The 11,904-nt window shown below is 48.1% G+C and carries 14 protein-coding genes; 3 read left to right on the top strand and 11 right to left on the bottom strand.

Annotated features, from left to right (window positions below):
- Positions 1-60: 60 nt before the first annotated feature.
- From ACFQ88_RS16250 to ACFQ88_RS16225, 6 genes are all read right to left on the bottom strand, one after another.
- A complete protein-coding gene (locus tag ACFQ88_RS16250; RefSeq protein WP_379454783.1) occupies positions 61-366 on the bottom strand; it encodes a hypothetical protein in 306 nt (101 codons plus the stop codon).
- A 29-nt stretch (positions 367-395) separates the two neighbouring features.
- Positions 396-695 carry an alpha-helical endospore appendage domain-containing protein gene (locus tag ACFQ88_RS16245; protein ID WP_239627809.1) on the bottom strand — a complete coding sequence of 100 codons (300 nt, stop codon included), beginning with the start codon at positions 693-695 and terminating at the stop codon, positions 396-398.
- Positions 696-728: 33 nt separating this feature from the next.
- On the bottom strand, positions 729-1,019 hold the full coding sequence (locus ACFQ88_RS16240; protein WP_239627806.1) for a nucleoside-diphosphate sugar epimerase: 291 nt from the start codon (positions 1,017-1,019) through the stop codon (positions 729-731).
- A gap of 122 nt (positions 1,020-1,141) precedes the next feature.
- Positions 1,142-1,870, bottom strand: coding sequence for a glycosyltransferase family 2 protein (locus ACFQ88_RS16235; RefSeq protein WP_379454782.1), 729 nt, complete (start codon positions 1,868-1,870; stop codon positions 1,142-1,144).
- A gap of 32 nt (positions 1,871-1,902) precedes the next feature.
- Positions 1,903-2,682 carry a glycosyltransferase family A protein gene (locus ACFQ88_RS16230; protein ID WP_379454781.1) on the bottom strand — a complete coding sequence of 260 codons (780 nt, stop codon included), beginning with the start codon at positions 2,680-2,682 and terminating at the stop codon, positions 1,903-1,905.
- 7 nt (positions 2,683-2,689) lie between these two features.
- Positions 2,690-3,823 (bottom strand): DegT/DnrJ/EryC1/StrS family aminotransferase, encoded by a 1,134-nt coding sequence (locus tag ACFQ88_RS16225; RefSeq protein WP_379454780.1) that lies wholly within the window; start codon positions 3,821-3,823, stop codon positions 2,690-2,692.
- Between the two features lie 336 nt (positions 3,824-4,159).
- Between ACFQ88_RS16225 and ACFQ88_RS16220 the strand changes: the two genes are divergently transcribed.
- Positions 4,160-4,798: a hypothetical protein gene (locus ACFQ88_RS16220; protein ID WP_379454779.1), complete on the top strand. Its 639-nt coding sequence runs from the start codon at positions 4,160-4,162 to the stop codon at positions 4,796-4,798.
- 117 nt (positions 4,799-4,915) lie between these two features.
- Positions 4,916-5,566: a DUF1796 family putative cysteine peptidase gene (locus tag ACFQ88_RS16215; RefSeq protein WP_379454778.1), complete on the top strand. Its 651-nt coding sequence runs from the start codon at positions 4,916-4,918 to the stop codon at positions 5,564-5,566.
- A gap of 74 nt (positions 5,567-5,640) precedes the next feature.
- Here ACFQ88_RS16215 and ACFQ88_RS16210 read toward each other — a convergent pair whose 3' ends face one another.
- From ACFQ88_RS16210 to ACFQ88_RS16190, 5 genes are read right to left on the bottom strand one after another with little or no spacing between them, the layout of a single operon-like run.
- Positions 5,641-6,276, bottom strand: a complete 636-nt coding sequence (locus ACFQ88_RS16210; protein ID WP_379454777.1) for an acetyltransferase — start codon at positions 6,274-6,276, stop codon at positions 5,641-5,643.
- A gap of 41 nt (positions 6,277-6,317) precedes the next feature.
- The gene (locus ACFQ88_RS16205) at positions 6,318-7,043 is read right to left on the bottom strand and encodes an SDR family NAD(P)-dependent oxidoreductase (protein ID WP_379454776.1); all 726 of its coding nucleotides are present in this window, start codon (positions 7,041-7,043) and stop codon (positions 6,318-6,320) included.
- Positions 7,040-8,284, bottom strand: coding sequence for a class I adenylate-forming enzyme family protein (locus tag ACFQ88_RS16200; RefSeq protein WP_379454775.1), 1,245 nt, complete (start codon positions 8,282-8,284; stop codon positions 7,040-7,042). Before ACFQ88_RS16200 ends, ACFQ88_RS16205 begins: the two co-directional genes overlap by 4 nt.
- Positions 8,281-8,523 (bottom strand): acyl carrier protein, encoded by a 243-nt coding sequence (locus ACFQ88_RS16195; protein WP_379454774.1) that lies wholly within the window; start codon positions 8,521-8,523, stop codon positions 8,281-8,283. The genes ACFQ88_RS16200 and ACFQ88_RS16195 overlap by 4 nt, the downstream gene beginning before the upstream one ends.
- Before the next feature lie 2 nt (positions 8,524-8,525).
- A complete protein-coding gene (locus ACFQ88_RS16190; RefSeq protein ID WP_379454773.1) occupies positions 8,526-10,310 on the bottom strand; it encodes a DUF4214 domain-containing protein in 1,785 nt (594 codons plus the stop codon).
- A gap of 250 nt (positions 10,311-10,560) precedes the next feature.
- Here ACFQ88_RS16190 and ACFQ88_RS16185 point away from each other — a divergent pair, with 250 nt between their 5' ends.
- Positions 10,561-11,841: a 2OG-Fe(II) oxygenase gene (locus ACFQ88_RS16185; protein ID WP_379454772.1), complete on the top strand. Its 1,281-nt coding sequence runs from the start codon at positions 10,561-10,563 to the stop codon at positions 11,839-11,841.
- Positions 11,842-11,904: the final 63 nt, after the last annotated feature.

Genomic DNA, 11,904 nt, shown 5'->3' with positions numbered 1-11,904 from the left:
CATGTTCTAAAAGAGAAAAAACTCGACCAGCAGGCTGGCCGAGTTTTTTTGTGCTTAACGTTATGCAGAGGAATTGCGGCGTTTCACAGGCCGGTTCTTCCGCACATGAAGCTTCCGGTTGAGCCATGGCTTTGCCGGCTTGCCGTACCGTCTTCTCCGAAGCTTCACCCCGATCATTTTGACCGCGATTTGCCTCTGATACTTGCTGAAGGCTTCGATTTGTTCAGCGAGCCCTTTGGCCACCATCTGCGAGCTTCCCGCCACATCCGCCATGCTCTCCAGGATAACGGCCAAAGCGCGTTGGCTTCGGGCCAAGGAGTTCAATATATGCAGCTTCATCCTCACTTCCTGCTCGTGCCACTTCATCTGGAGCTTCCTCCCATGAGATCGTTGTATTATCCGGAGATGCCCCCGTTATCGGCTTCGCCATCGTCAAGAATAGCTTGCAGGTTTTTGGTGAGTGCTTGCTCCATCTTTGTCAAACCGTCGATAACTTCAATCAGCTGCTCGTGAATTTCCAAGCACTTCTTCACCTGATCGTTATGGTCACCCAAGTGCTCTGCGGCCAAGTGATTACAGATCCATCGGCAGGCACGGGTCGTTTCGAACGATTTGGCCTCCAAAATTAAATAGACGTTTTTCTGAAAGCTGACTGCGGACACCAGCAGCTTATGGTAAGAACTCGTTCTGCTCAAAGCTAGCCCCTCGCCTCCATCAATAGTTTCAATCTATTCTTCACCGTCCGGCTTTTCTACCTCTTTAAGCACGAGCATGAGATTATCGGCCAATGTGTCTTCCAAATCAGCCAGACTGTTCAAATATGCGGCCATACTCTTCGTTACATTGAGCGCGTTGTCCGTTAACGTTTCAATATCTCCAAAAGAAGGATTATCATGCGGGATATCGTGGATGATTCCTGCAGCATGAAGGATGATATGACGCTGCGATTCCAATATTTTTGCCATTTCCGTCTGCGAGTTCGCCATATGCTCAATAATTTGGGTGAGCTGCTTTTGCATTTCTCAATCCTCCTTTCCGTATTGATTTTTCACCATAACATATGCCATTCGCCCTCTATGAATCACGGCATTTGCCCAGGAGGCGGGGGAAGGAAGGGGGAGGCATCCTCTTTAATCGAAGCTCAAATAAAGGAGCGCGGGTGTACTCCCCACTTTGCAATGAACTGCGCGTAATTTCGATGAAGCAATTGTCTTACGGCTTTCCTCCCTTTTTTTCTAAAGCTTCCGCCTCCTTTGTGATAAATAAACGCATCCCCGGCTACCATCAGGCGAAAACCTTCAAGCCGCGCACGATAGCAGTAATCGTCATCCTCTACATACCCTGGCGAGAATCGTTCGTCCATCAGCCCGACACGGTCCATCAGCTCCCGTTTGAACAAGAAGCATAGCCCGACGATGCGATCCACCTGATGCCATTTGGAAGCATCGGGGTCATTGTACCTTGCCGCCATCTCATTTAGGGATGTGAAAGGCTCCTTGATCTTCTGTTTACCGGTCGCATAGTTGGTTACAGGGCCGACAATGCCGATATCCGCCGAGCTGTACAAGCATCTCAGCATATTGTCGAGCCAATTGCGCGTAAGCAGCGTATCGTTGTTCAGCAGCAACAGCGAGTCTCCGACAGCCATCTTAAGACCGTAGTTGCAAGCAGCCGGAAATCCGCAGTTCGTCGGCAATGAAATTAGCTTGAGCTTCTGCTGCTCGCAGTATTCGATGGAGCCGTCGTCCGATCCGTTATCGACAACTATGATTTCGTAAGGGGATGATGTATGGATTAGAATAGATTCTACACAAGGCTTCAAGTACTTAATTCCGTTGTAATTAGGTATGATAATGCTGGTCAACCGCATGCTATGCCCCCCCTTGCCTGTGCTCTGTTTCGCTAATGGTAAACCGTAGTCACGTCTCTATCTGCTAAACGATTTTCTCCCTTATCGGGATCCAATCCGTTATCCATTTCATGAATCATTCGTATCAGCTGCTCCTCTTCAAGCGGATGGTCTCCGTCCAGAACCAGCAATAGCTCCGATTTGGCCATTTTTGAAACGGCTGCCCGGCTGATTTCCTGTCCGACGGTTTGAGGGTAACATATAATAACGGAGCGGGATAAAGAACGAAGGGCTCGAATGTTGGGATTCGAGGAGCCGTTGACAATAATAAAAACCTCATCAATCGGAAGCCGGTTCAGCAGCTTTAGGATGCCGCCGATATGCTTCCTTTCGCTCCCTAAGTTAACAATGACAGCTACGGAGCGGTAAGTCGGTAAAAGGAGCCATTTACGAGACGGCTTTTTCCGGGCAGACATAAAGCCTTGCACATATCCTCTTGCCGCATTGATATAGCGACTCCAAGGCTCTCCGGCCAGATTAAGCGCCTCAACCCGTTTCACCCAATACCGGTTCAATGTTATTTTCTGCAAAGGACCGCTCTCGATAGTATGCAGAGCGGCATCTTCTCTGCCTGCGGACCATCCGATCCGGTAAAACGGAGATTCTTGTAAAAGGGGGAAGGCTGTTTTTTTTCTTACTGCTTTTGAACGCGAAGCCGCGTTTTTATTATTCCCCTTCTTTGCACGCCGGCTGACAGACCCCTTTCGCAGCTTTTGCTCTTTGCGTCTATGGCGTGACGCTCTCCTTGTTGCCGCTTTACGTAATGGCTTCATGCTTCATTCAGCGCCTCTCTTCAGAGCTTACTTCATGAAGCACCTTTTTCAAACAAGAGCTAATATGTTCTATATCGTTGGCGGTTAGGCCAGCATAGCTCGGGAGGTTAATTCCTTGGGCGCAAATTCGGTTGGCGACTGGAAATTCGTCGGCTGCTTGCAGGTGCTTATAAGGCGGCAGCGTATGCATCGGATAGAAGAAAGGCCGGGTTTCGATTCCCATCCGGCGAAGCCCGTGCATAACCTCATCACGCTGCTCCTCTGTGAACTCGTGGAATACGGCGCTGAACATCCAGTACACATTCTTAGCCCAAATCTTCTCTACAGGAAGGGTGATAGCGGTGCAATCTTGCAAATTTTCAATATAATGACGGGCGCTTTGAATCCGTTGACCGATATGCCATTCCGCCATTTCCAGCTGTGCACAGCCGATGGCCGCTTGAATGTTGGTCATCCGGTAATTGTATCCGATCACGGGATACCAGTAGCGCCGGTTTGGATCCATCCCTTGGCCTTTCAAAAGCCTGATCTTGTTGGCAACGGAATCATCATTCGTCGTGATCATTCCGCCTTCACCTGTAGTTATAATTTTGTTGCCGAACAAGCTGAAAATAGCGGTATGCCCCAGTGAGCCTACCATTCTATTTTTGTATTGCGCTCCTACGGCTTCGGCCGCATCTTCAATTACGAACAGGCCGTGACGCCGGGCGATATCCATAATCGGGTCCATATCGGCGGGATGGCCGTACAGATGGACGGCAATAATTCCTTTCGTGCGAGGTGTTATTTTGGCCTCTATGTGCTGAGGACATAGATTCCAGGTGTCAGGTTCCGAGTCGACAAATACAGGCGTTGCCTTGCAATAAGTTACCGCGTTAGCGGTAGCTACGAAGGTAAAGGTCGGTATTATAACCTCGTCGCCTTCTTCCACGCCATGAGCCAATAAGGCAAGATGCAAGGCGGTCGTTCCGTTGCTGCAAGCCATAGCGTGCTTCGTTTGGCAAAACTCGGCGAATCCTTGCTCGAACTTATGAATATAGGAACCGTTTGAGGATATCCAGGTCGAATCAAGACAATCCAATACATAGTCTTTTTCGTTCCCGTTTAAGGCGGGAAGTGCAACGGGATATAAAATGTCCACTACGAATCTCCTCCACATCGTAACTGATAATGAAGCATTCTTTACTACTATATGCGTGGAGGGAGATAAGGGACTCGAATGCAGCGGCTTTTCCGGCCCAACCTTAAAAGGGGGAAGGTTGTGGGTGTCTGAGGATTAAATACTATTACCTAAAAATGGCTTATACCACATTATTATTAAAATATGCATTGATCCATCAGCATGTACCGTGGCGATAAACAAGCATTTTCATATTAATATAGTATCTCATAGAAAAGGAGTGTTCATATGGCATTTATAGGACCACCCGGACCGCCGGGACCACCGGGACCAACAGGCCCAACGGGACCAACAGGCTTGACCGGTGCGACCGGACTAACGGGTGCAACAGGATTAACAGGTGCAACAGGATTAACAGGTGCAACAGGTGCAACAGGTCCGACAGGTCCGACAGGCCCGACAGGTCCTACAGGAATAACAGGTGCAACAGGTCCGACAGGCCCGACAGGCCCGACGGGTCCAACAGGTCCAACAGGTCCAACAGGTCCAACAGGCCCGACCGGCACCGGATCTGCTGTAGTAGGAGATACAAACTTTACACCACTAGTTATCGCGTTCAATACGGAAGTTCCTGTGTTTACACTAGCTGGTGTTACTGCTACAGCTGCGGTAAATCAATTTAAAGTCGACACGTCTTTTTGGCTTAATATCGCAATTCTTGCCGCTGTCAATGTTGAAATTGATGCAAGGTTGTACAGAGATTTCGGTACTGTAGATTCAGAATTGATAGGGAGGGCAGTCATTGACTCTAATTTGTTGGTAACTTTCTTAAACGCTGACATATCTGGAGCAATTACCGCCTTTGACGACCTCTCTGCAGACTTAGGACCACATAGCTATACGCTAACACTTAGGGTTACTGCTCTGGTCGCAGTAGGTGACACCGCTACAGTAAACTTCAGATCCTTGAACGTCGTGCTTGGAACAACGCCTTAATGTAAGGAGGGTCCGTCTAGTTGAACATTTATGCTAGACGGGCTTTTTTCATTTAAAAGCTTATATTTCAAAGAAATACTCTATCAGATGACTAATCCATAGCGGGAGGTGATAGAAGTGCGATTGAAAGATATTCAAACCTCTTATGATGTGATCTTTAGTCTGGGAGGCAATTGCGAGCCTGCATGGCATATGAAACGGCTTAATTTAAGAAAGTATGCGGGACCGTTGGATTGGAATTTATCTCCTTCACTCTCGGATGTGAACAGGCTGCTGTCCAACCGCTTTCAACATTTCATGGAACTGAATAATCTATTTTTACCTGGTGGTGTCGATTATGTATTTGATGACGGGGAGTATCAAACGTCGAATTCCCTCTATGTTACGGATGCGTACTATAATATTATTACGGTTCACGATTTTCCTAATACCGCGGACTGGATGAACATGTACCCTACCATTAAAGGAAAATACAATTATCTTGCCACTCGATTTCTGGATAAAATCGCAAACAGCCGATCCCTGTTGTTTGTAAGGTGGTCTAACGATTCGAGAGAAGAAATCGTCCATCTGCAAAGCATTCTATCCCGCATGACGAAAGGCCGGTTCCATATTCTTGTTGTTCAGCCATCGGAAAGTATGGAGGGCTATGTGGAGCTGGATTGGGGAATGAAAGGGGTCTGCGCGCTTCAGGCTCATCAAGCTCCCAATATATTTGTGAATGTGCAGCTTTGGGATAAAATATTCAGTGGAATGAGATTGAAATGAGATCGAACAACAACACAGATAAAATGAACAGGGCTATCCCTTATTGTTTTGACAAAGGGATAGCCCTCTATGGGTTAAAAGATCCGTTTATTTCTGCCGGGGACACCAAAGACAAAGTTGTAATCGGGAACGTCATACATAACAACGGAATTGGCGCTTACCTGCGCCCTGTATCCCACTTTTTTGCGGGGGGTGACCGTCGAGTGGCTGGCTAGGAATACTTCATCCTGAAGAATGGAGAATCCGTTCACGGTGGCGTATGGGCATAGGATGGAATAATCCCCCACCTTGGCATCATGACCGCAGGAGGAATAGAAATTCATCATGACAAAATTCCCTATTTCCACATGATCGCTTACGGTAACGAAGGGACAGAGGATGACGCCTTCCCCAATAGTTGCTGTCGGTGTAACGATGGCCGTCGGATGGATAAGAGTAAGGAATTGCGCCCCCCGCTGCTTCAGCTGCGTGACCACCCGCTTCTTAATATCAATATTGCCGATGGCAAACAAGAACCGGTCATTCTCCTGAATGTCGTAGGTGTTCTCATCTCCAATAATCTTTGCCTCAGTACGGAAGTAATCCAGATCATGAGGGTTAGGCGAAAGAAATCCTTTGATTCTGTATTCGTTCTCCGGAAATGCATCCTTCGCCCACAGATAAACTTCCCGCCCGAACCCGCCGGCGCCAACGATAATAATATCCAGCATACGACGACACACTCCTTTCATATCCGGAATCCCATTTCTTTTTAGATCGTTCCATTATCGACGTGGATTACCGTTCCGGTTATGGAGCGTGCATCCTCCGAGAGGAGAAACGCCACCGTGTTCGCAACGCTTTCCGGATCGGTTTCCTCCTTTAACGAGGTTCTGCCGTAGATTTTGTTTTTTTGCTCCTGGGACAGCGATTCGCTCATCGCAGTTTCCATGAAGCCGGGGGAGACGCAATTGGAGCGGATGCCCAGGCTTCCCCATTCTCTGGCCGTCCCTTTGGAAAAGGCCTCCAGTGCGCCTTTGGTCGAAGCATACATACTTAAGCCTTTATAACCGGTATGAGCGCTTACCGAAGAAATATGAACGATAGACCCCTTTGTTCCGTGGAACAGCATATCCCGGATAGCATACTTGGTCAGCAGCATCGGGGCGAACACATTGACCTGAAACATCTGCTGCAGCGCATCCGTATTGATGTTCGTCACGATATCGTCATAGGCCATTGCGGAGTTGTTGACCAGGCCATAGATTGGCCCAAGCGGCTTCAGATGCTGCAAATAAAGCTTGCGGATCGATTGGAGCTCGCTTAGATCATAGCTCAAATGGTGGTACCTCTCGGGGTATTGCTCCCGAAACGATGCGGTAGCCTCGTTTTCCTTCCTGCTGATTCCAACAACGCGATAATTGCCTTCCTTCAATAGCGTCTGGACGATTTGCCGCCCCAAGCCGCCTGTATCTCCGGTAACTATGATGGTTTTCATGTCCTCACCTTTTTGCCTGTTCGGGATTTCGGTAATTCGTTCACAAAATGAAACAGCCGGGGGATTTTCCAAGCTTGCAGAGTGGACACCAATATGTTTCTAATTGAATCCTCCAGCTGCTGCTCGTCGTATCCGGATGCCTTCACAATGTCTGCAACCAATATATTGCCGGTAATGCGGTTATGCCTCGATTTCACGAGCACATCCAGGACCCCGTCTACGGTCTTGATTTGTTCTTCCACCTCATGCGGGTTTACTTTATAACCGCCGATATTGATCATCTCGGTTTTTCTTGCAGCAAATACGAATCTATGCTCGTCAAGAAGCGTGACGGTATCCCCGGTGTGATACCAGTCCCCGTCTGCCAGGGACACCTCCTCGGCGGCACCCAGGAGGCTTTTGTGAATAAGCAGCTCCCGGTCGTCCGAGATTTTAACAAAGGGCCGGAGGGACTCGTTGATTTCGAATATTTCCCCTACGGAGCCGAACAAGCTTCCCGCCTCGGTCGAGGCATAAACATTTCTTATTTTCGCATGGGGCATCACTCTGCCAAGGTCTTTTAGGACGTTCGAATCGAACTTCTCTCCCCCGACTGTAACAATCCGTACGTCCGGCAAAGGATGCTCCATTAAGGGCAGCAGCGTTCTGTAAAATGTCGGCGTAGCGGAAATATTGGTTACTCCATATTTCAGCAGGAGAGAATGAACTTCATTCTTATCGGTATCGAAAATGTACAGCATCGGATTGCGGTTGAAGAATGCCTGGAAAAAGACTTGGAGTCCGGCAAAATGGGTCGGGTTAAAAGAAAATGCCCAGACATTGTCCTTATATCTGGGCCCTTGTTTTACGCTTCTTGCTATGGTGGATAAAGAATGGGTCACTTTCTTCGGCCTGCCCGTAGTTCCTGACGTGTAGATCGTTACGCTCCATCGCTCTTTGGCTGCATCGATTCGAGTGCATAGCTCTTCGAAGTCCGCGATGGGACGGCCGCCGGTTTCAGTCTCTGATACCAGCATGCTTGGGCTGACGCCGAGACGGCTCCTTTCGCTTTCCGAGAAATTGGAGTCGAGCATTTCAACGCCGATCCCGTACGCCATGCTGTGAACTAACTCCAAAAAGATATGGTAGGGATTATCGTAGAAAATGCAGCGCCTGCAGCCGCTCTTCGCGTTCATGTCCGCTATTAAATCCGCATAGCTTTTTTTTATTCCCTGCGCTTCATCTATCCAAAACAGACTCATAAGCTTTCGCTCCGTCCTATTTTTTGTAAAACGTCTTGTATCGTATCTACGTTCCCGTCCTCAAAAACATCTACGCCGAATTCGTCCTCAATCCGAACCGTAAACTCAGCTAAATCAAGCGAATCGAACTGCAGATCGCTTCTTAACGAAGCCGCTGGATCGAGAGCCTCATAACGCCCTCTCGGGTTTTCCTTTTTGCTCAATATTTTATTAATGATGCGAAGCAATTGGTTTTCCATGGCTATCTCCTTCGAATGCTTTTAATAACCTTATAATAATCACGGGCTACATCGCTCCACGTTCTCTGAAGGGAGCTGCTCAATGCGGAAGCTTGAATAGCCGCCAAGGAGCTGTGGGAATAAATCAGCCTGTAAATGGCTATGGACATCTCATAGACGTTGTATGGATCAAACGGGATAAACGGCTCCATATCCGGTACGACTTCCTGTGTAACTCCGATTTTGCTTACGGATACCTGCGTTCCCATCAGGAGCGATTCCAGAATCGGAAACGGGATGGCTCCTTCGAACAGCGTCGGCACGATGGTGCCCTTGGCATATTTGTACAGCGAAGGGACGTCATAAATCGGCATCCGGTTTTGTGAGAAGATGATACTGCCCTGCAAATCGGGGTATCGGCGTAAAATGGCTGCTATTTCGGCGCTGTTAGGTCGATGAACATAATCGTCGGTCAAGAACAGGCGGGTTCTATTCTCACGGTTGGACGCTTTAAAGTACAGGAACGCTTCGATAAGCCGTTCATGGTTTTTGTGCAGACGAATCACCGACGGAAATACGATGTACTCGTCATACAGATTGTATTTTTGCCTGAACAAGCTTTCGTCGTAGGTGCCGATCGCGTGGTACTCTTCAATCGGCGGCGCGAAGCGGACGACGTGGGTTTTATGAGATGGAATTTGCAGAAACCGCAATCCTTCATTATTACGTGTAAATTCGGATTGGAAGAGGACGGCTTCGGCTTTGCCCGCCATGGCGGAAGCAACCCGTTCGATCTCCATGCACCACTGAGGATTTTTGTCATAATACATTTCTTTGAAATGAAGATGAACCATGTCATGCAAGCACAGAATGATAGGCTTCTGCAATTGCAGCGCCGACTCCAATCCCACGTAAGGAATGATCCATGCATCGACATGGACATGGTTATTGACCCATTCGATATCCTGAAATGCATGAATAAACAGCCGGTTCGGGAATTGAGCGGCAAATTTGCCGAGGGTCTCTACAAGATGCGAATAGTTCATTTCGAAACAAACAACGTCTATGACGACATCCTCACTATGAAGCAGCAGCCCTTCCAGCAATCTTGCAATGAACCGCCCGATTCCTTCGCCATCGAGAGAAATTCGCATCGGATATCCAAGATAGAACCCGACACGGGTCGTTCCATGACGAAAGATGAAGCCTTTGCCGGCCGATTTATTACGTCGGTTCATCAAATGTGTAATTGGAGCCAACGACGCTGGAGGGGGCTCGTGAGTCATCGGCGGATAGGGAGAAGATAAAGCGCCGATGCATTCAGCCGAAATCAAGAAGCTTTTGAATAATTTGCCTCTCGACAAGCCCCGGTTCAAATGATAGATATGACTATCGAGACCAGGCAAATCCGGTTTGCGGCCTAACAGTTCGTAGTAAAGAGCATAGATGAAATGAAATTCATTGTAGCCGTACAATCTTTGCATGTGATCGGCGATGAGAATACGGTCAGGCGATCCGGCTTGCTCGGGAGGAACCGGCTGCTGATATAAATGCTCGGCTTCTTCGCTTTGGATAATGGAAGCAACTACCTCAGCCTTAGACATGCTTGCAGCCAGACTACTAAGATGAGTATAATAACCCGCAGCATCCGGTTCCCGTTTCAGTAGTTGCCGATAGACTTCCCAAATGAAATCCTCATTCCCTAGATGAAAAATGGGATATAAAATTTCGATGATTCTTTTGAAACCTCCCTGAAACAGCAATGTTTGATAATAGTTGTTACGTATTCTTAATTGAAAAATATCCATCGGGTTTCCTTTCCCTCCTGTTGACAAGAAGACGGTAGCTATCCTTTTTTTCTAAATTCTTCTTACTAACATATGTAACGATAGGATTGATTGAAATAGACGCTTGTATTAACTTTGGAAAACGCCGGAAGCATGGTCTAAGGGACTTGCGGATAAAAGGGCGTCAGCTCCATTCTCTTCGTCCACACAGGCCGCCGTACTTGGCAATATGATAGTCGATGTAGAAGTATGCTCAAAAGGAGGCCGACTGATGAAGGAACCTTCCGTCATCTTTAATGAAGAACCGCGTGTAGCGAAATACGAGAATGTCTTATCCGGCTGGGAGTGCCGCCAATTGATCGAAATGGCCAGAAACCAGCTGCAGCCGGCTCAGGTTATCGGTGAAAAGGAAGTCATTACTTCGGAATTCCGCAAATCTGAATTCGCCTGGTTTACGCATCAGGCTAATGACGTTGTGAAGCAAGTAACGGAGCGGGTCGCTTCCATTATGGGACATCCGCTTCACTACGCCGAAAATTTGCAGGTTGCGAGGTATGGGGTTGGAGGCAGATTCGGTGCGCATCTGGATACTTACGATTTGTCGTCCGTTGCCGGCAAAAGGTTTTACGAGGAAGGAGGGCAGCGGCTATATACGGCGCTCATGTATTTGAATGACGTCGAACAAGGCAACGGAGGCGAGACCTATTTTCCCAACCTCAATTTCGAAGTGGCTCCGACGGAGGGGACGCTGCTCCTCTTCCATAACTGCTACCCAAATAGCGCCACACCGCACCCTCTATCCATGCACGGCTCAAGAGAGCTGAAAACCGGCGAAAAATGGATTGCCACACTATGGTTTCGTGACCGCCAGCAGTACAACGGGGCACAAGATTCGGGTCCCTATGTGATTGATTATTCCTATGCGGAAGAGGAAAAGAAGAGCGAACCGCCAACGGCTGTCGAGAAGCCTGTCCTCCAACAGGAAGCAGCGGGCAAAGAACAAGCTGCCGTGAAACAGGAGTCCCCTGCTCCCAGCCACGTCTCAGTCAAGAAGCAAGCGATTCCTATCATGAACACTTCGGCAAAGAGAGAATCCTTCTCTCAATCCGGAAATGTGAAGGTAAGAATCGTCGAAACGGAAAACGAGCTGACAAGGGACATTCATATCCGAAATGTTCAGATTATGCACGACAGCATATCCGATTTGGATAAAATTCATTTAATTCCCAATTCGGTCGAAATGATGCTCGGCGCATTGGGGAGCAGCATTGCGGAAGCTACGGTTGCCATCGCCGCCGACAGAGGTATATCGGTACAATCCGTCGAGGTCGAAGTGAACGGACAGCTTGATAGGTACTCAGGCTGGTACGGAGCGTCCTATGTTCCCGCCTACCTTTCTAGTATTTCCTATACGTTGAACATCGTGTCTTCGGAGTCGGAGGATACGATCCTGAAGCTGCATAATGCCGTGCAAAGAACGAGTCCAGGCTTGCAGCTCATTATTGACCCGCAAAAAGTGAATGCATCTTTTGTTCATAAAAAAGAAAAATAACAAACACCGATCCCATGCTCCAAGGAGTATGGGACATTTTTTACCACACTTTATCGGACATAA

This window comes from Paenibacillus sp. NPDC056579, assembly GCF_042793215.1.
In the GTDB taxonomy this organism is placed as follows: Bacteria; Bacillota; Bacilli; order Paenibacillales; family NBRC-103111; genus Paenibacillus_S.
This window is presented reverse-complemented; position numbering and strand designations above follow the sequence as displayed.

Excerpts from the sequence above, each read along its gene's own strand:
- ACFQ88_RS16200 (WP_379454775.1), bottom strand. The coding sequence starts at position 8,284 with ATGAGTCTGTTTTGGATAGATGAAGCGCAGGGAATAAAAAAAAGCTAT.
- ACFQ88_RS16235 (WP_379454782.1), bottom strand. The coding sequence starts at position 1,870 with ATGCGGTTGACCAGCATTATCATACCTAATTACAACGGAATTAAGTAC.
- ACFQ88_RS16205 (WP_379454776.1), bottom strand. The coding sequence starts at position 7,043 with ATGAAAACCATCATAGTTACCGGAGATACAGGCGGCTTGGGGCGGCAA.
- ACFQ88_RS16230 (WP_379454781.1), bottom strand. The coding sequence starts at position 2,682 with ATGAAGCCATTACGTAAAGCGGCAACAAGGAGAGCGTCACGCCATAGA.
- ACFQ88_RS16250 (WP_379454783.1), bottom strand. The coding sequence starts at position 366 with ATGAAGTGGCACGAGCAGGAAGTGAGGATGAAGCTGCATATATTGAAC.
- ACFQ88_RS16210 (WP_379454777.1), bottom strand. The coding sequence starts at position 6,276 with ATGCTGGATATTATTATCGTTGGCGCCGGCGGGTTCGGGCGGGAAGTT.
- ACFQ88_RS16185 (WP_379454772.1), top strand. The coding sequence starts at position 10,561 with ATGAAGGAACCTTCCGTCATCTTTAATGAAGAACCGCGTGTAGCGAAA.
- ACFQ88_RS16240 (WP_239627806.1), bottom strand. The coding sequence starts at position 1,019 with ATGCAAAAGCAGCTCACCCAAATTATTGAGCATATGGCGAACTCGCAG.
- ACFQ88_RS16190 (WP_379454773.1), bottom strand. The coding sequence starts at position 10,310 with ATGGATATTTTTCAATTAAGAATACGTAACAACTATTATCAAACATTG.
- ACFQ88_RS16195 (WP_379454774.1), bottom strand. The coding sequence starts at position 8,523 with ATGGAAAACCAATTGCTTCGCATCATTAATAAAATATTGAGCAAAAAG.